This is a genomic window from Mycobacterium sp. DL440 (assembly GCF_011745145.1).
Lineage (GTDB): Bacteria > Actinomycetota > Actinomycetes > Mycobacteriales > Mycobacteriaceae > Mycobacterium.
In genome coordinates this window covers 4,492,179-4,511,173 of sequence record NZ_CP050191.1, presented here as the reverse complement: position 1 = coordinate 4,511,173, position 18,995 = coordinate 4,492,179, and the positions used below count along the sequence as shown (strand labels likewise).

At 64.0% G+C, this 18,995-nt stretch carries 6 protein-coding genes; 5 read left to right on the top strand and 1 reads right to left on the bottom strand.

The window, feature by feature from the left end; translation table 11 throughout:
- Nucleotides 1-15 precede the first annotated feature (15 nt).
- The 5 genes from HBE63_RS22010 to HBE63_RS21990 all read left to right on the top strand — a co-directional run bounded on the left by HBE63_RS22010 (nucleotide 16) and on the right by HBE63_RS21990 (nucleotide 17,693).
- Nucleotides 16-933 carry an acetaldehyde dehydrogenase (acetylating) gene (locus HBE63_RS22010; RefSeq protein WP_166906637.1) on the top strand — a complete coding sequence of 306 codons (918 nt, stop codon included), beginning with the start codon at nucleotides 16-18 and terminating at the stop codon, nucleotides 931-933.
- A complete protein-coding gene (gene dmpG, locus HBE63_RS22005; RefSeq protein WP_166906636.1) occupies nucleotides 930-1,982 on the top strand; it encodes a 4-hydroxy-2-oxovalerate aldolase in 1,053 nt (350 codons plus the stop codon). The genes HBE63_RS22010 and dmpG overlap by 4 nt, the downstream gene beginning before the upstream one ends.
- A gap of 87 nt (nucleotides 1,983-2,069) precedes the next feature.
- Nucleotides 2,070-4,172, top strand: a complete 2,103-nt coding sequence (locus tag HBE63_RS22000; RefSeq protein ID WP_166906635.1) for a RecQ family ATP-dependent DNA helicase — start codon at nucleotides 2,070-2,072, stop codon at nucleotides 4,170-4,172.
- Between the two features lie 1,175 nt (nucleotides 4,173-5,347).
- The gene (locus HBE63_RS21995; protein ID WP_166906634.1) at nucleotides 5,348-5,563 is read left to right on the top strand and encodes an MbtH family protein; all 216 of its coding nucleotides are present in this window, start codon (nucleotides 5,348-5,350) and stop codon (nucleotides 5,561-5,563) included.
- 46 nt (nucleotides 5,564-5,609) lie between these two features.
- Nucleotides 5,610-17,693 carry a non-ribosomal peptide synthetase gene (locus HBE63_RS21990; protein ID WP_166906633.1) on the top strand — a complete coding sequence of 4,028 codons (12,084 nt, stop codon included), beginning with the start codon at nucleotides 5,610-5,612 and terminating at the stop codon, nucleotides 17,691-17,693.
- 43 nt (nucleotides 17,694-17,736) lie between these two features.
- On the opposite strand, the gene HBE63_RS21985 is transcribed toward HBE63_RS21990, so the two are convergent.
- A complete protein-coding gene (locus tag HBE63_RS21985) occupies nucleotides 17,737-18,549 on the bottom strand; it encodes a GAP family protein (protein ID WP_243858214.1) in 813 nt (270 codons plus the stop codon).
- Between the last annotated feature and the right edge of the window lie 446 nt (nucleotides 18,550-18,995).

Below are 18,995 nucleotides of genomic sequence, written 5' to 3'. Positions count from 1 at the left end.
GGATAGGGAGCCGATATGGCTGAAAAGGCATCTGTTGCCATCGTCGGGTCGGGCAACATCAGCACCGACCTGCTTTACAAGTTGCTGCGTTCGGAGTGGCTGGAGCCGCGTTGGATGATCGGCATCGATCCGGCGTCCGAAGGTCTGGCCCGGGCCCGCAAGCTGGGTCTGGAAACCTCCCATGAGGGTGTCGACTGGCTGCTCGCCCAGAACGAGAAGCCGGACATGGTGTTCGAGGCCACCAGCGCCTACGTGCACCGGGACGCTGCTCCGCGCTATGCCGAGGCCGGCATCCGCGCGATCGACCTGACCCCGGCGGCCGTCGGCCCCGGCGTCATTCCGCCGGCGAACCTGCGTGCGCACCTCGATGCGCCGAACGTCAACATGGTCACCTGCGGCGGCCAGGCCACCATCCCGATGGTCTACGCGGTGAGTCGTGTGGTGGACGTGCCTTACGCCGAGATCGTGGCGTCGGTGTCGTCGGCGTCGGCCGGACCGGGCACCCGCGCCAACATCGACGAATTCACCAAGACCACCAGCGCAGGCGTGCGCGACATCGGTGGGGCCCGCAACGGCAAGGCGATCATCATCCTCAACCCGGCCGAGCCGCCGATGATCATGCGCGACACCATCTTCTGCGCGATTCCGGAGGATGCCGATCACGCCGCGATCACGCAGTCGATCAAGGACGTGGTGGCCGAGGTACAGACCTATGTGCCGGGCTACCGCCTGCTCAACGAACCGCAGTTCGACGAACCGTCGGTGGTCAACGGTGGAAACCACCTGGTCACCGTGTTCGTGGAAGTGGAGGGTGCCGGTGACTACCTGCCGCCCTACGCTGGAAACCTGGACATCATGACCGCCGCGGCGACCAAGGTCGGCGAGGAGATCGCCAAGGATCGGGCTTCGGCAGGGACGGGAGCGCAAGCATGACCGACATTTTCTTCAATCCGGCGTGGGACGTCCGGATGACCGACACGTCGCTGCGTGACGGGTCCCACCACAAGCGGCACCAGTTCACCAAGGACGAGGTTGGCGCGATCGTCGCCGCCCTGGACGCCGCCGGTGTCCCGGTCATCGAGGTCACCCACGGCGACGGTCTGGGCGGGTCCAGCTTCAACTACGGGTTCTCCAAGACCCCGGAGCAGGAGCTGATCAAGTTGGCCGCCGAGACGGCCAAGGAAGCCAAGATCGCCTTCCTGATGCTGCCCGGTGTGGGCACCAAGGAAGACATCAAGGAAGCTCAGAACAACGGCGGCTCGATCTGCCGCGTCGCGACCCACTGCACCGAGGCCGACGTCTCGATCCAGCACTTCGGGCTCGCCCGTGAGCTGGGGCTGGAGACCGTCGGGTTCCTGATGATGAGCCACACCATTCCGCCGGAGAAGCTGGCCAAGCAGGCCCGCATCATGGCCGACGCCGGCTGCCAGTGCGTGTATGTCGTGGACTCCGCCGGTGCCCTGGTGCTCGAAGGTGTCGCAGACCGGGTGGCGGCTCTGGTTGCCGAACTCGGTAACGATGCGCAGGTTGGTTTTCACGGCCACGAGAACCTCGGCCTTGGGGTGGCCAACTCGGTCGAGGCTGTGCGCGCGGGTGCCAAGCAGATCGATGGCTCGTGCCGTCGGTTCGGCGCGGGTGCGGGCAACGCACCGGTCGAGGCGCTGGTCGGGGTGTTCGACAAGATCGGCGTCAAGACCGGTATCGACTTCTTCGACATCGCAGATGCCGCCGAAGAGGTCGTCGCCCCGGCGATGCCGGCCGAGTGCCTGCTGGACCGCAACGCGCTCGTGATGGGTTACGCGGGGGTGTACTCCAGCTTCCTCAAGCACGCGGTGCGCCAGGGCGAACGCTACGGGGTGCCCGCCCACGAGTTGTTGCTCCGCGTCGGCCAGCGGAAGCTGATCGGCGGCCAGGAGGATCAGCTGATCGACATCGCGCTGGAGATCAAGCGCGAACAGGAAGCCGCGGCCGCGAAAGCCTGAGATTCGATCGACAACAGCCCGCTGAGTTGAATGCTCAGCGGGCTGTTGCATTTCGGCAGTGTCGGGCGCGCCCGGCATGATTGGGCCATGGCAACCCGCGAGCAGGCCCAGTCGATCCTCGAACAACTGGCCGGGCCCGGGGCGGTGCTGCGCAATGACCAGTGGGCCGCGATCGAGGCCCTCGTGGTGCAGCGGCGCCGCGCACTGGTCGTGCAACGCACCGGGTGGGGTAAATCGGCGGTCTACTTCATCGCGGCCAAGCTGCTGCGAGCCTCCGGTCGCGGGGCGACGGTCATCGTGTCCCCACTCCTGGCATTGATGCGCAACCAGGTGGCCGCTGCCGAGCGGGCCGGGGTGCGGGCCGCCACGATCAACTCCGGCAACGTCACCGAATGGGACGCGATTCACCGGCAGGTGGCCGACGGCGAACTCGATGTACTACTCGTCAGCCCCGAGCGCCTCAACAATCCCGACTTCCGCGACAACGTGCTGCCGGCGCTGGCCGCCGATGCGGGCCTGGTGGTGGTCGACGAGGCGCACTGCGTTTCCGACTGGGGACATGACTTCCGGCCGGACTACCGCCGGATTCGTACCTTGATCGCCGAATTAGGTTCTCAGGTACCGGTTCTCGCGACCACTGCGACTGCCAATGACCGGGTGGTCACTGACGTCGCGGCCCAGTTGGGGGTGGGCGGTTCGGATACCTTGGTGCTGCGCGGCGGGCTGGATCGCGAGTCGTTGCGTCTGTCGGTGGTGCAGGTGGGCACCCCAGCGCAGCGGGCCGCGTGGATCGCGGCACAACTGGAAGGCCTGCCCGGCTCCGGCATCATCTACACCCTGACGGTGGCCCAGGCCCACGACGTGGCCGCACTACTGGCCGAGCGTGGACACAAGGTGGCCGCCTACACCGGGTCGACCGACACCACCGAACGTGAACAACTGGAAGCCGACCTGCTCGAGAACCGGGTCAAGGCACTGGTGGCGACGTCGGCGCTGGGGATGGGCTTCGACAAACCCGACCTGGGTTTCGTCGTGCATCTGGGGGCGCCGTCGTCTCCGATCGCCTATTACCAACAGGTCGGGCGTGCCGGGCGTGCGACCGACAGCGCCGAGGTGATCCTGCTTCCCGGCACCGAGGATCAGGACGTCTGGAGGTACTTCGCGTCGGTGGCCTTCCCATCGGAATCCATGGTGCGCCACGTCATCGGTGCACTGGAGACCGACCGGGCACAATCCACCCAGGCGCTGGAACCGCTGGTCGATCTCAACCGGTCGCGTCTCGAGATGGTGCTCAAGGTGCTCGACGTGGACGGTGCGGTCCGCCGGGTGAAGGGCGGCTGGATCGGCACCGGACAGCCCTGGAGTTATGACGAGCCCCGCTACCGGGCACTGGACGAGGCGCGCCGCCGGGAGCAAGGGGCGATGCTCGACTATCAGGCGACTGACAGCTGTCGGATGGTGTTCCTGCGTGGCCAGCTCGATGATCCCGAGCTGGCGCCTGGCGCACAGTGTGGGCGCTGTGACAACTGCACGGGTCGACGTTACGAGGCGGCGGTGGCGCAGGACATCCTCACCGACACCGCGCAACGGTTGTCGAGACCCGGTGTCCTGGTGGCCCCGCGCAAGCAGTGGCCGTCCGGGCTTGCTGCGTTGGGGGTGCCGCTGTCCGGCCGGATCACCGAGGGCGCCGCGCCGGGTCGGGCTATCGGCAGACTCACCGATCTCGGCTGGGGAGCGCGGCTACGGCGCCTTCTGGCCGAACCTGACGGTGAGGTGCCCGACGACGTAATCGCCGCGGCCATCGAGGTGCTCAAGGCCTGGGACTGGGATCAGCGGCCGGTGGCGGTGATGGGGCTGGATTCCCTCACGCACCCGACGTTGATCTCGTCGACCGTGCAGCGGCTGGCGCAGATCGGGCGGCTGACGAATCTCGGCATCCTGAGCTACACCCCCGAGCGCCGGCCCGTCACCGCCGCGAACTCGGCCTACCGAGTAGCGGCGCTGGACGGTGCCTGGGAACGACCGCAAAGGGGTGTCGCCGACGAGGAGACAGGCGGACACTGGGATGGTCCGGTGCTACTGATCGACGATATGACGGACACCGGCTGGACGCTGACCATGGCCGCGCGACTGCTGCGTGATGCCGGAGCGCCCGGGGTCTTGCCGTTCGTTCTGGCAACCGTCAGCTGAATGTTTCCGGCGTTCGCCGGAGACTTCATACAGACGTCTAATCAATTGCAAACATTATTCGGCTGCCGGTTGTTTGCCAAACTAGCCAAAAATGGGCGTATTAAGTGCTTCGCCGCGCCAGTACGTAGTGGTTGTCTGTTTGCAATCGCAAATTTCATACAAACGATCTTGATTTTGCATATTCAAGATCACCTAAGGCGGGTCTGGCTAACTCAATCCGCTTCGCCGTTGGCGGCCATTACCCCGTATTGAAAGCTCCTTACGCTACCGACAAACTTTGCTGGTCGGCAAGGTCGGCTCGATGGCGGCGCCCTCTACCGCGCTGCGGCGCGTCTGCGGCGTTCCATGCCCTGATTGTTCGCTTCGCTGAATTGAACTACAGACGTGTCGTCGCCGTATTCATAGGTGAGATCTCCGGGCGAGTCCCCGCCGCCGGGCGCGTCGTCGTGTTCGCCTGATGACGTTCGAGTGTTAGCCCCGGCGGGCCGACCCCATCGCTTGCGAAGCGCTACATGACGAGCGTGTTGTGCCTGCGCACGCGACGTGCGGCCGCTTCGACAAGACTGCCGATGGATGCCGATCGAAACTGTGTAGTTGCTGGGCATTTAGCTCCGGCAACGACATTGTGTTCGTCTCGGGGTGGGGATGTCCGCCGCGCGTGGAGGCGTCCCGTCGAGCGGGGTGTCCGCCCCTGCCGGAAGGCTGGCTGTCGCAGAGCGGAGCCTCTCCTCTCCGTTTGCGCGCCCGACGGTCGCAGCGGAGCAGCTCTCGTCCGACCTTGGGCGGGGTGGCCGGCCGCAGTTTTCGCCGGAATCACGGTCCATGGGGTAGCCGGATTTGGCGGCGTATCAGCCGAGGCTGGCCAACCCGCAGGTCACCACCGGTCGTACCAGCTGGCGGCGAGTCAGGACGGGGCCTGAAAAAGGTTTGCCGATTCGCGGAACTCGTGACAAGTTAGAAGGTGAATGGGGAAGAGGTAGCAACGGGAAATTCTTTGATTTCTAATTTCTGCACTCTCGTCAAGATAAGTGGATATGCTGGCGCCCTGCAACAAGAACGTCATAGCTGGAGTGGGCCACAGGAAACAGGCATCGTGAAGCAACTGGCGGGGCTGGGTGCCTGCGCCGGGTTGTCGATCGATTTTCACTGGTCTACTCGACGATGGGGAGGACCAAGTGAGCATCAATCCGTTTGACGACGACAATGGCAGCTTTCGCGTCTTGGTCAACGACGAGGAGCAACACAGTCTGTGGCCAACGTTCGCTGATGTCCCCGCCGGATGGAAGGTCGTATACGGCGAAGCGGATCGAGCTTCCTGCCTGGACTACATCGAACAGAACTGGCCTGACATACGTCCGAAGAGTCTGCGCGACAGGTTGGCGGGACTCTGACAAATAGCAGGCGCGGGGGGCCGAAAAACTGCGGTGGGAGAGTCCGATGCAGCTTGATCAACAGTCGCTGCCGGTAACACGCGCACAGCTCGATATTTGGCTTGCGCACGACGTGGCCGAATCCGGCACGGAGTGGTTACTCGGTCTGTTCGTGAAAATCGCGGGCGCGCTCGACCGCGACGCCCTCGAGTGGGCGATCCATCGAGTGGTGCGAGAGGCTGAGCCGCTCAGAGCCACCTTCTTCGAGGTGGATGGGCAGGTCTACCAAAAGGCGGTCGACCACCCGGATGTGGAGTTGGCCTTCTACGACCTGCGCAGCGCGTCCGATCCCGTGGCAGAGGCCCGTGACATGGCGGCCTCCGTCCAGCGCACGCCAATGTCTTTCGCCGGACCGCTGTTCAGATTTGCACTGTTCCAGACACGGGACGATGAACATTTCCTGATCGCGTGCTGTCACCACATCGTGCTCGACGGGACCGGGATTGCGCTGGTGGGGTCTCGGCTCGCGTCGGTGTACTCCGCAGTTTTCTCCGGTGCACCCATACCCCCGCCGATCTTCGGATCGCTGGCCGATCTGATCGACAACGAGTCGAAGTACGAAGCCTCCAGCGAGTATCTCGACGACCACGGCTACTGGACTGGGAATCTTCCACCGGAAGCCGGCCCGAACTCTTGGCAGACTGAATCCGTCGATGACGCTGAGGAGCATTGGTATTCTGCCTCAGCGCAATTCGACTCGGAGGTACTGCGCCAAGTCGACATACTGGCACGGTCGAAGAATGTTGCTCGTTCATCGGTCATCACCGCGGCTTGTGCCTTGCTGGTGCGTGGGTGGTGTGCTGAGGGCTCGGACGTCGTGCTCGACTTCCCGGTCAGCCGGCGCGTAAGTCCAGAGTCGCGGACGCTGCCCGGCATGGTGGCCGGCGTGGTGCCGCTGGTGGTGAAAGCCTCACCCGCAACGTCGATCTCCGAATTCATCGACGATGTCGAGAGCCACATACAGGAAGCCCTGAAGCATCAGCGCTTTCCGGTACACGCACTAGAGCGCAAGATCAACCCGCGGGTGGCGGGTCAGATGGCGAATCGGGTGAGTGTCAACTTCCTTCCGTCTACGTTCACGTTGGACTTCGGTGGTGCGGAGGCTTCGGCGTCGTTGACCAATGCCGGTGTTGTCGGCGGCTTCGGTCTGGTCTTCTCCAGTGCCGGGGATGAATTGGTCCTCAGCACGATGGGTAAGGGTCAACCGTTCTCCAGTTTCGACGTCACTGATCTGGCGGAGCGTTTGCAGAGGATTCTGGTTGCATTTGTTACCGATCCGGAGCCGGGGGACAAGCGCCTTGTCGGGTATGTGACCGAACTGGTCGGAGCGAACGTTGATCCAGGCGCAGTCCGTGCGGCGTTGGGACAACAGTTGCCCGGCTACATGGTGCCCACCGCGGTGGTCGTGCTGGACACCCTGCCATTGACGGTCAACGGCAAGCTCGACCGCCGAGCGTTGCCGGCGCCGGAATATCTCGATGTCGATCGTTATCGGGCTCCGAGCACTCCCAGCGAGGAGATCGTGACCGGGATCTACGCGCAGGTTCTCGGTCTCGGGCGCGTTGGGGTGGATGACTCGTTCTTCGACCTGGGTGGGGATTCGTTGTCGGCGACGCGGTTGATCAATGGGATCAATGCCAGTTTGGGTGCTGATCTGGCGGTTCGGGCGGTGTTCGAGACACCTTCGGTGGCAGAGCTTGCGGCGCGTGCCGGCGAGAGTTCAGGTCGGCGGGAGCCGTTGGTGGCCCAACAACGCCCGGCGGTCATTCCATTGTCATACGCCCAGCAGCGGCTGTGGTTCCTGGATCAGCTTGAGGGGCCGTCACCGATCTACAACATGCCGGTGGCCTACCAGATAAGTGGTTGGTTGGATGTCGCTGCGCTCGGCCAAGCCCTGGTCGATGTGGTGGAGCGCCATGAGTCTCTGCGAACGGTGTTTCCCGCGGTCGAAGGAGTTCCTCGGCAGCGGGTCATTCCGGTAGACCAAGTCGACGTCGGTTGGCAGGTGGTTGAGGCCGGCGGATGGTCCGACGGCCGGCTGCCGGAGGCTATCGGGGAGGCGTTAGCACAGTCGTTTGATCTCGCCAACGAGATTCCTTTACGAGCGACTCTTTTCCGGGTCGATGCCGATGAATATGTGTTGGTGGCGGTGGTGCACCACATCGCGGCGGATGGTTGGTCGATCGCACCGTTGGTGGCAGATCTGGGCAGAGCTTATGCCGCGCGATGCGGGGGCAATGCGCCGGACTGGGCGCCGTTGCCGGTGCAGTATGTGGATTACACCCTGTGGCAGCGCGGGCATCTGGGTGCGCTGGGTGATCCGGACAGTCGCATCTCCGGGCAGGTGGCGTATTGGGAGCAGGCATTGGCCGGGCTACCAGAACGCCTGGAGCTACCTACCGACCGTCCCTATCCGCCGGTGGCCGACCACCGCGGTGCCAGCGTGGCAGTGGAGTGGCCTGCCGAGCTACAGGAGCAACTGACGCGGGTGGCGCATGGCCATGGCGTGACCGGCTTCATGGTGGTGCAGGCCGCGCTCACCGTGTTGCTGTCGAAGCTCAGCGCGACTTCTGATGTGGCCGTGGCAGTTCCGATCGCGGGACGTGGTGATGCCGCGCTCGATCAGGTGGTGGGGTTCTTCGTCAACACATTGGTGCTGCGGGTGGATCTGGACGGTGATCCCACCGTCGGAGCGGTCCTGGAGCAGGTGCGGCAGCGCAGCCTGGCCGCGCTCGAGCACCAGGATGTGCCGTTCGAGGTACTGGTGGATCGGCTCCAGCCGACTCGATCGCTGGCCCATCACCCGTTGGTTCAGGTGATGCTGGCCTGGCAGAACTTCACCCGGCCGGCCAACGGTGCTGCTGCTGACTCGGTGTTGGGTGATGTCCAGGCCAGACCTTTGACGGCGGAAACCTCCACAGCGCGTATGGATTTGGTGTTCTCGCTGGGCGAGTGCTTCGGCGACGACGGTGCGCCTGCGGGTATCTCTGGGATGGTGGAGTACCGCACCGACGTGTTCGATGCGACCAGCATCGAGGTGTTGGCCGAGCGGTTGCAGCGGGTGCTGGTGGCATTCACGACAGACCCGGCCAGGACGTTGTCGTCGGTCGACGTGTTGGACATCGTCGACCATGCCCGGTTGGACGAGGTCGGCAACCGCGCAGCTTTGACCAGAACCGGAGCTCCGGCAGTGTCGGTGCCCGTGCGATTCGCGCAGCAGGTGGCGTCCACACCCGATGCCGTGGCACTGGTGTGCGGGGACCACACACAGACATACCGCGAGTTGGACCAGGCATCGAATCATTTGGCGCAGTGGCTGGTGGGTCTCGGCGCCGGGCCCGGCAAGTGTGTGGCGTTGCTGTACTCCCGTTGTGCTGAAGCGATTGTGTCGATCGTTGCGGTGTTGAAGTCGGGTGCGGCGTACGTGCCGATCGATCCGATGCACCCCGACGCACGGATCCGGTTCATGCTTGCTGATTCCGAACCGGTCGCCGCTGTGACCACTGCCGGTCTGGCTGGGCGACTGAACGGCTGTGGCGTGACCGTGATCGATATCGCTGACCCACGCATTGCCGCGCAATCCTTCACGCCGCTGCCCGTAGCTGCTCCTGACGATCTTGCCTACCTGATCTACACCTCAGGGACCACGGGTGTGCCGAAGGGGGTCGCGGTCGCTCATCAGAACGTCACTCAGCTGCTGGCATCCCTCGACGACCATCTGTCGCCGCGGGCTTGGGCACAGTGGCATTCCTATTCCTTCGATGTGTCGGTGTGGGAGATCTTCGGCGCGCTGCTGCACGGTGGTCGGCTGGTGATCGTCCCCGAAGCGGTGGCGAGCTCACCGGCAGAGTTCCACACGCTGCTGATCGAGCACGAGGTCAGTGTTCTGAGTCAAACTCCGTCTGCGGTGGGGATGCTCTCACCGAGGGGCTTGGAGTCGGCGGCGTTGGTGGTGGCCGGTGAGGCCTGCCCCGTTGAGGTGATGGATGAATGGGCGGACTCCGGGCGGGTGATGATCAACGCCTACGGGCCGACCGAGGCGACGGTGTACGCCACGATAAGCGCCCCGTTGCAGCCCAATACAGGAGTGGTGCCGATCGGTGTGCCGGTGCCGGGAGCTGCCGTGTTCGTGCTGGATCGGTGGCTTCGGGAAGTCCCGCCGGGCGTGGTGGGGGAGTTGTACGTGGCGGGACGTGGTGTGGCGTTCGGATACATCCGCCGGGCAGGGTTGACGGCTTCGCGGTTTGTGGCGTGCCCCTTCGGTGATGCCGGAGCGCGAATGTACAGCACCGGGGACCTGGCCCGTTGGGGTGCGGACGGGCAGTTGCAATATCTCGGCCGCGCTGATGAGCAGGTCAAGATCCGGGGCTATCGGATCGAATTGGGTGAAATCCAGTCTGCCCTGGCTGACCTGGATGAGATCAATCAGGCCGCAGTCGTGGCCCGTGAGGACCGGCCCGGCGACAAACGGCTGGTCGGTTATGTCACGGGCACCGCGGATCCGGCCGCTGTCCGTGCCTTGCTCGCGCAGCGATTGCCCGGGTACATGGTTCCGGCAGCCGTGGTCGTGGTAGACGCAATACCGTTGACAGTCAACGGGAAACTCGACAGGCGGGCGCTGCCGGCGCCGGAGTACATCGACGTCGACAGCTATCGGGCGCCGAGTACGGCCACCGAGGAGATCCTGGCCGGCATCTACGCCCAGGTGCTGGGGCTGGAGCGCGTTGGCGTCGACGACTCGTTCTTCGACCTGGGCGGAGAGTCACTGAAAGCCATGCGGCTGATCAACGCGATCAACACCAGTCTGGACGTGGACATCGCAGTCCGTGTGGTGTTCGACGCGCCCACCGTCGCCGGGTTGTCGGAATGGATCACCGGTTATGCCGGGGAGCGGGCGGGCGCGCCCTTGAGGGTCCAAGAGCGGCCCGTGGTCGTGCCGCTGTCCTATGCCCAACAGCGATTGTGGTTCCTGCATCAATTGGAAGGCCCGTCACCGGTCTACAACATGCCCACCGCGTACCGGATAGGCGGGGAGCTGGACACCGACGCGCTCGGGGCGGCGTTTGCCGACGTGGTGGGGCGCCATGAGATCCTGCGCACGCTGTACGCAGCGCCCGATGGATTGCCCCAGCAGATCGTGATGCCTGCGGAGCAAGCCAGATTCGGTTGGCAAGTGATTGATGCCCGCGGTTGGCCGGCCCAGAGACTCGGCGAGGCCGTCGACGAAACAGTACGGCACTGTTTCGATCTATCGGCCGAAATACCCTTGTGTGCAACGCTTCTCCGCGTGGGCGAGAGTGAACATGTGATGGTGGCGGTGATCCATCACATCGCTGCTGATGGCTGGTCGATCGCGCCGATGGTCCGCGATCTCGGTGTGGCCTATCTCAGCAGATGTGCCGGGCAAGCTCCGGACTGGAAGCCGTTGCCGGTGCAGTACGTGGATTACACACTGTGGCAGCGCGATCACCTGGGCGAGGTGGCCGACGGTGACAGCCGCATCGGCAAGCAGTTGGCCTACTGGGAGCAGGCGTTGGCCGGGCTGCCCGAGCGGTTGGAACTACCCACCGACCGGCCATACCCGCCGGTGGCCGACTATCGCGGAGCCAGCGTGGCGGTGGCGTGGCCGGCTGAGTTGCAGCAGCAGATAGCGCGTGCAGCGCGTGAACACAATGCGACCAGTTTCATGGTGGTGCAGGCCGCATTGGCGTTACTGCTGTCGAAACTCAGCGCGAGTAGCGATGTGGCAATGGGCTTCCCGATCGCCGGACGGTGCGATCCGGCGCTCGACGATCTCGTGGGCTTCTTCGTCAACACGTTGGTGCTCCGGGTCGAACTCGACGCCGATCCCACCATCGAGGAGCTCATCGCTCAGGTGCGCCGGCGTAGCTTGGCCGCCTACGAGCACCAGGACGTGCCGTTCGAAGTGGTCGTCGATCGGCTCAACCCGATACGGGGCCTGACCCACCACCCGCTGGTCCAAGTGATGCTGGCGTGGCAGAACCTCGCGGGAACAGATGGCGGTGAGCCGGCAGCTGAGCCGCTCCTGGGTGGCCTGCGAGTGAATCCACTGCCCGCCGAGACCCAGACAGCCCGCATGGACCTGGCGTTCTCCCTCGAAGAACGGTGGACCGGGGTCGGAGAACCCGACGGCATCGTCGGTTCGGTGGAGTTCCGCACCGACGTGTTCGACGCGGCGGGCATCGAAACGTTGATCGAGCGGTTACAGCGGGTGGTGGCGGCAGTGACCACCGATGCCGCGCTGCGGATCTCGTCGGTGGACGTGCTCGCCGGCGGAGAGTGCGACCGACTGACGGAAATCGGCAACCGCGCAGCGCTCACCCGATCCACCGCACCGGCGTCTGTGCCGATGGTGTTCGCCCAACAGGTGGCACGCGCCCCGCAGGCGTTGGCGGTGACCTCCGAAGGTGGGTCGATGTCTTACCGAGAACTCGACGAGGCATCGAATCGGTTGGCGCACTTACTCGTCAGCGGTGGTGTAGGGCACGGACAGAATGTGGCGTTGCTGTTCAACCGATGCACCGAAGCGATCGTGGCGATGCTGGCGGTGCTCAAGGCCGGGGCGGCGTACGTGCCGATGGACCCCGCTCATCCGGACTCACGCATTGCGTTTATGTTCGCCGATGCCGCTCCGAGCGCCGTGATCAGCTCCGCAGCGCACCAGGACCGGTTCGACGGAGCCGATCTCTTGGTCATCGACATCGATGACGTCCGCATCGACGGCTACCCGAACACGGGCTTGCCTGCACCCGCGGCCGACGAGATCGCCTACCTGATCTACACCTCGGGTACCACCGGCACCCCGAAGGGGGTGGGGATCACGCATCAAAACCTCACCCACCTCGCCGTCTCGATGCCTGCTGCCCTGCCGACGAATCAGGTCTGGACACAATGCCACTCGTATGCGTTCGACTTCTCGGTGTGGGAAATCTGGGCTGCGCTACTGACCGGCGGACGGCTGGTCGTGGTGCCCGAAGACATCGCCGGATCACCGGAGATGTTCCACGACATGCTGGTCGCAGAGCACGTCAATGTGCTGACTCAGACCCCGTCGGCCGTGGCGGCGCTCTCGCCCGACGGCCTCGAAACGACAGCGCTGCTCCTGGGCGGTGAATCCTGTCCGGGTGACGTGGTGGACCGCTGGGCACCAGGGCGCGTGGTGATCAACGCCTACGGCCCTACTGAGGCGACGGTTTACGCGTCGATGAGCACAGCGCTGACGGCAGGCACCGGAGTTGTCCCGATCGGTGGGCCGGTGTCCACATCGGCATTGTTCGTGCTCGATCCATGGTTGCGCCCGGTGCCCGCCGGGGTGGTCGGAGAGTTGTATGTGGCAGGTCGGGGTGTGGCTTGCGGATACATGGGCCGGTCCGCGTTGACCGGGTCACGGTTCGTGGCCTGCCCCTTCGGGGGATCCGGAACCCGGATGTATCGCACCGGGGACCTGGTGTGTTGGGCCGCCGACGGACAGTTGCGCTACCTGGGGCGCGCCGATGAGCAGGTCAAGATCCGCGGCTACCGCATCGAACTCGGTGAGATCCGAACCGCCTTGGCCGATCTGGATGGGATAGACCAAGCGGCTGTGGTGGTCCGCGAGGACAATCCGGGCGACAGACGTCTGGTCGGCTACGTCGTCGAATCAGTCCCCGGCGCCGTGGACCCCGACCGGACGCTAGGTGCGCTGGCAGCGCGACTGCCGGCTTACATGGTTCCGGCGGCGCTGATGGTGGTGGAAGCGCTGCCACTGACATCGAACGGGAAACTCGACACCCGCGCGCTGCCGGCACCCGAGTACAAGGCGGCGCCGTACCGAGCCCCGGCCACACTTGTCGAGGAAATCCTTGCCGGGATCTATGCCGAGGTGCTCGGGGTCGAGCGCGTGGGTGTCGACGACTCGTTCTTTGACATGGGCGGCGACTCTCTGTCAGCGATGCGGGTGGTCGCCGCTGCGAACAAGTCCCTGGACGCACAGATCGCCGTGCGCATGTTGTTCGAGACGCCGACGGTTGCCCAATTGGCGCCGCGCATCGGCGCGAACGGAAGTGCACGTAAGCCCTTGGTCGCTGGGCCGCGGCCCGCAACGGTTCCGTTGTCCTTCGCGCAGAGTCGGTTCTGGTTCCTGGAACAGCTATATGGGCCGTCGCCGATCTACAACATTCCGGTGGTGGTGCGGCTACGTGGCCAGCTGGATCCTGGCACCGTACGGGCAGCCCTTGTCGATGTGGTTGCCCGGCAAGAGAGCTTGCGGACAATATTCCCCGCGGTGGACGGAGTGCCGCAGCAGGTGGTGGTGCCGTCCGAGCACGCAGATTTCGGTTGGCAGGTCGTTGACGTGGTCGGCTGGTCCTCAGATCAACTGCGCGAGGCGGTCGGTGCAACTGTGCGGCATTGTTTCGATCTGGCCGCCGAGATTCCCTTCGTTGCACGCCTGTTCAAGCTCGCTGCAGATGAGTATGTGCTTGGTGCCGTGGTGCACCATATCGCGGCGGACGGCTGGTCGATGGCCCGGCTGATCGCAGATCTGAACGTTGCCTATGAGAGTCGGTCTCGCGGAGCCCAACCGCGGTGGGTGCCGTTGCCTGTGCAGTATGTCGACTACACGTTGTGGCAACGCGAACAGTTGGGTGATCTGACTGATGGCGAAAGCCCGATCGCGGCCCAATTGGCATACTGGGAAAACGAGTTGGCGGGGTTGCCCGAGCGGCTTGAGTTGCCCACGGACCGGCCTTACCCGCCGGCAGCCGACTATCGCGGCGCCAGTGTGGAGCTGAACTGGCCGGCGCAGCTCCAGGACCGGCTGCGTGCGGTGGCTCGCGATAACAACGCCACGAACTTTATGGTTGTCCAGGCGGCGCTCGCCGTGCTGCTGGCGAGCCTCAGCGCCAATACCGATGTGGCAGTCGGTTTTCCGATCGCCGGGCGTGATGATCCGGCTCTCGGTGATCTGGTGGGCGTATTCATCAACACGCTGGTGTTACGGGTCGATGTTGCCGGTGACCCCACAGTCGCCGAGTTGGTCGGTCAGGTGCGGGAACGCAGCATGGCTGCCTACGAGCATCAGGATGTGCCCTTCGAGGTGCTCGTCGACCGCATCAACCCCACCCGCACCCTGGCACACCATCCTGTCGTGCAAGTGATGTTGGCCTGGCAGAACTTCGCGCGCCCGACAGAGGGTGTCGTCGAGGATCTGAGGTTCGGTGACCTGCAGGTCACCCCGCTGGCCGCCGACACGCACACCGCTCGGATGGACTTGGTGCTCTCGCTGGCAGAACGCTGGACCCGGGCGGGCGATTCTGCCGGCATCAGCGGGTCGATGGAGTATCGGACCGACGTATTCGATGAGTCGACTATCAAGACGCTGATCGATCGGCTGCAACGCGTCCTCACGGCCATGACTGCGGACCCGACGCGCAGGCTTTCGTCGGTGGATCTACTGGATCGCGACGAGCGCACCTGTTTGGACCAGGCTGGCAATCGGGCGCTGCTGGACCGGCAAGAATCGCCGTGCGTATCGGTACCGGATGCGTTCGCCCAGCGCGTGCAGCGGGCACCGGAATCGGCGGCGTTGACCTTCGACGGCCGGTCCATGAGCTATTCGGAGTTGGATCGAGCGTCGAACCGGCTGGCGCACAGTCTGGTTGGTCACGGAGTGGGTCCCGGACAGCACGTCGCACTGTTGTTCTCGCGCAGCGCGGAGGCGATTGTGGCGCTGCTGGCGGTACTGAAAGCCGGAGCCGCCTATCTGCCGATCGACCCGCTGCATCCTGATGCGCGGATTGAGTTCGTGGTGGCTGATGCCGCGCCGATTGTCGCGGTGACGACAGCTGCGCTGGCGGGCCGGCTGGACGGCCAGGGGATGGACGTCATTGACATCAATGACCCGGCGATCGAGAACTACCCGTGCACTGGGTTGTCCGCGCCGGCCGCCGATGACATCGCCTACCTCATTTACACCTCGGGTACGACCGGCAGACCGAAAGGAGTTGCGGTAACTCATCGCAACGTTATCGGGCTGTTCGGCGCACTCGATGTCGGCCTGGATCTCTCACCTGGTCAGACCTGGACTCAGTGCCATTCCTACGCGTTCGACTTCTCGGTGTGGGAGATCTGGGGCGCACTGCTGCACGGTGGGCGGTTGCTAGTAGTGCCTGAAGACGTGACTCGCTCACCGCAGGACCTCGAGGCACTGCTGCTGGCGGAAAGCGCAACGGTGGTGAGCCTGACACCCTCAGCCCTGCAGGCAATCTCGCCGGGCGCTCTGGAATCGGCCGCCGTACTGGTGGGCGGCGAGGCGTGCCCGGCAGACGTCGTGGATCAATGGTCCTACGGACGAGTGATGATCAATGCGTACGGCCCGACCGAGACGACCGTGTGGGTCGCGATGAGCGCACCGTTGACTGCGGGCAGAGGTGCGCCGATCGGCTCACCCCTGCCCGGGGCGGCCATGTTCGTCCTGGATACGTGGCTGCGTCCGGTGCCCCCGGGGGTGACAGGCGAGTTGTACGTGGCCGGCGGTGCGGTGACGACCGGATACTGGCGCCGCACCGGTCTGACCGCGTCTCGATTTGTGGCATGTCCTTTCGGTGCGCCGGGGGCACGGATGTACCGTACGGGCGACCTGGTGCGCTGGGGCTCCGACAGGCAACTCAGGTATGTCGGTCGTTCTGACGAGCAGGTCAAGATCCGCGGGTATCGAATCGAACTGGCAGAGGTGCGCGCCGCGCTTGCTGAAATCGACGGGGTCGAGCAGGCGGTGGTCATCGCTCGAGAAGACGGCGCCGGCGACAAGCGCCTGATCGGCTATGTCACTGGCTCAGCGGAATTGACGGATGTGCGGGCTGAGCTGGCCAAGCGGTTACCGACCTACATGGTGCCCGCCGTGGTCATGGCCCTTGACGCACTGCCGTTGACGGTGAACGGCAAACTCGACACACGCGCTCTGCCCGCACCCGGCTACACCGACCTCAGCGACGGATACCGCGCACCCACGACTCAGGCTGAGAAGGTCCTCGCCGATATCTATGCCCAGGTTCTCGGTCTGGAGCGGGTCGGCGTGGATGATTCGTTCTTCGACCTGGGTGGAGATTCGTTGTCTGCCATGCGGGTTGTCGCCGTGATAAACCAATCATTGGATGCCGATCTGGCGGTGCGGTCCTTGTTCCTCGCGCCGTCCGTGCGAAGCCTCAGCCGGCAGATCGGCAGGCATGACAACGCGACTGAAGTCGTCCCCGTGGAAGTCCTTCAAGAAGGAAACGGCACTCCGATCTGGTGTATCCACGATGTATTCGGGCTGAGCTGGTCATATCGCGCCCTGGCTGCGTATCTGGATTGTCCGATCATCGGTATCAACCAGATGTCGGGGGATGGAGAAAGTGACCCGGTCAGTATCCGTGACATGGCGAAGTGCTACGCCGACAGGCTGCAGACTGTCCAACCGCACGGCGCCTACCGGATTCTCGGCTGGTCGTTCGGAGGGGCCGTCGCGCATGAACTGGCGATCGAACTACAACACCGTGGTTGCGACATCCAAAGCCTTGTCCTCCTGGACCCTGCGCCGGTCAGTAACAAGGTCGTCGGCGGTTTCATCGCCAACAAGACTCTGGAACAGAACCCAGCGGTGGCCCAGAGTCTGGTGCTGGAACGTCTGCTGCTGGCGAATCGGGTACGGGTCCCGATGAAATCGATGCTCCTTACCAGGCCGAAAGCTGAAGAGCTGATCCGGCAGCAGAATTCGGAACTCGCATTACCACCTCAGGCGGTGCTGGAATTCATGGTTCGAAGCGTCATTGCGAATCAATCGCTCTACCGCAATCACACACCTGAGGTGTTCGACGGGGACATGGCACTGTTCTCCGCTCGGCAACATGTGAACGGCAGACTCGGTGACTCCGCACCGGAGTCGCGGTGGCGAATGTTCCGCAACCGGATGAATCCGCAACTGCTGCTGAGGAGTTGGCGCCCCTACGTTTCGGGTCGAGTCAGCACATTTTCAGTGGACTGCACGCATTACGAGATGCTGGCAGCAGATTCGTTGAGCCAGTACGGTGATCAATTGCGCGATTGTAGTTAAGCCACGGCCAGGGCGCGTCGGCCTGGATCGCCAGCGGCTCGGATCAGAGGCCGCCCAAGCCCCGGAGTACCAGGGAGGCCCCGACCACTGCGCAGATGGCGGCCGCGAACGTCTGACGATGGGCGCTGGCCCATTCATGCAGTTTGCGCAGTGTCGCTTGGGTTTTCGCCGGTGCGATTGCATTGCTGACGAGAATGAACTCTTCCACCAGAAGTACGCCGAAGACGAATGCGATCAGTGCGATCAACTGGACCTGGAACGACGCGCCTGACGCGACGACGATGGCCAGGGCGAACAGAATCCCGTCGAGTGGTGGGACCACGATGATCCCGATGACGAAGGGGATCCAGGGTGACCCGTTCTGCCAGGCTTCGCGGATTCGGCCGAGCAACCGCGGAGATTTTGGATCGGCATCGGAGTCGGCCGGGCTGGAGTACAACAGCTTTGTGATGGCCGGTGGCGCGCCCGCATCATCCACGAGTGTGGAGGTGGTGCCAACGCCGTCTCCCGTCGGCCTCCGATGACTACCTACGGCGGCGGGTTTGCGCAACAAGTTGCGGGCCACCATGAATGCGGCGATCGCCAGCAGAAGTACGCCCAGGCCGATTGTGATGCGCTGGGTGAGCGGGTCCGCGGTGGGGTGCGCAAATTTCCTCGCGAATGCGGAGGACGCCGGAGTGGAGTGGAGCACGATGAGTGGAATGACGAGGCTGGCCATTCCTATCAGCACTGCGCCCGCCCAGTAAGCGAGCAGATTTTGCACGGGTCGTGGCCGCGAGAGCACCAAGAGGATGATTCCGAGGCGCACCGGATTGATCGTGGTCAAAAGTGCTAGTACTACCAACGAGCCCCACATGACCGAAATCCTACCTTGGTTGTTATTTGCTGTTCGGATTCTCGAAACTTCATCTTGGCGATTTCGGGCTCGTTTGGCCGTGCGAATCCGCGGGGCTGCACAAGTCGTGGTGTGCGGAACCTGAACGACGCGGCCCCATCGCGCATCGGTTCCGCCGATCTCGGTACTACTCTGCTGCTCTTCCCAACTTTGTTGGTGTCGAATTGTTCAGATCGATTGTCGAGTAAATGGTTTCGCGTGGTGCTGTCGGTGGAGGCCGAATCAGTGAGCTTGAGATGCTGATCGGCTCCGGATCTGCCACCTGGTGTGGGTAAAGGATTGGCGAAGGCGGCCGATGGTTTACCGCGCGACTCGGGTGCGGACTTGCTCGTCTGCGGGCGCCTCGTTTCGCCTGCCTGGTCGAATGTTTGCTGTAGGCGATCTGACTCGGCTGATTCAACCGCTTG

Bases quoted from the DNA above. Each gene is read 5' to 3' on its own strand.
- HBE63_RS22010 (WP_166906637.1), top strand. From the start codon at position 16: ATGGCTGAAAAGGCATCTGTTGCCATCGTCGGGTCGGGCAACATCAGC.
- dmpG (WP_166906636.1), top strand. From the start codon at position 930: ATGACCGACATTTTCTTCAATCCGGCGTGGGACGTCCGGATGACCGAC.
- HBE63_RS22000 (WP_166906635.1), top strand. From the start codon at position 2,070: ATGGCAACCCGCGAGCAGGCCCAGTCGATCCTCGAACAACTGGCCGGG.
- HBE63_RS21990 (WP_166906633.1), top strand. From the start codon at position 5,610: ATGCAGCTTGATCAACAGTCGCTGCCGGTAACACGCGCACAGCTCGAT.
- HBE63_RS21985 (WP_243858214.1), bottom strand. From the start codon at position 18,549: ATGTGGGGCTCGTTGGTAGTACTAGCACTTTTGACCACGATCAATCCG.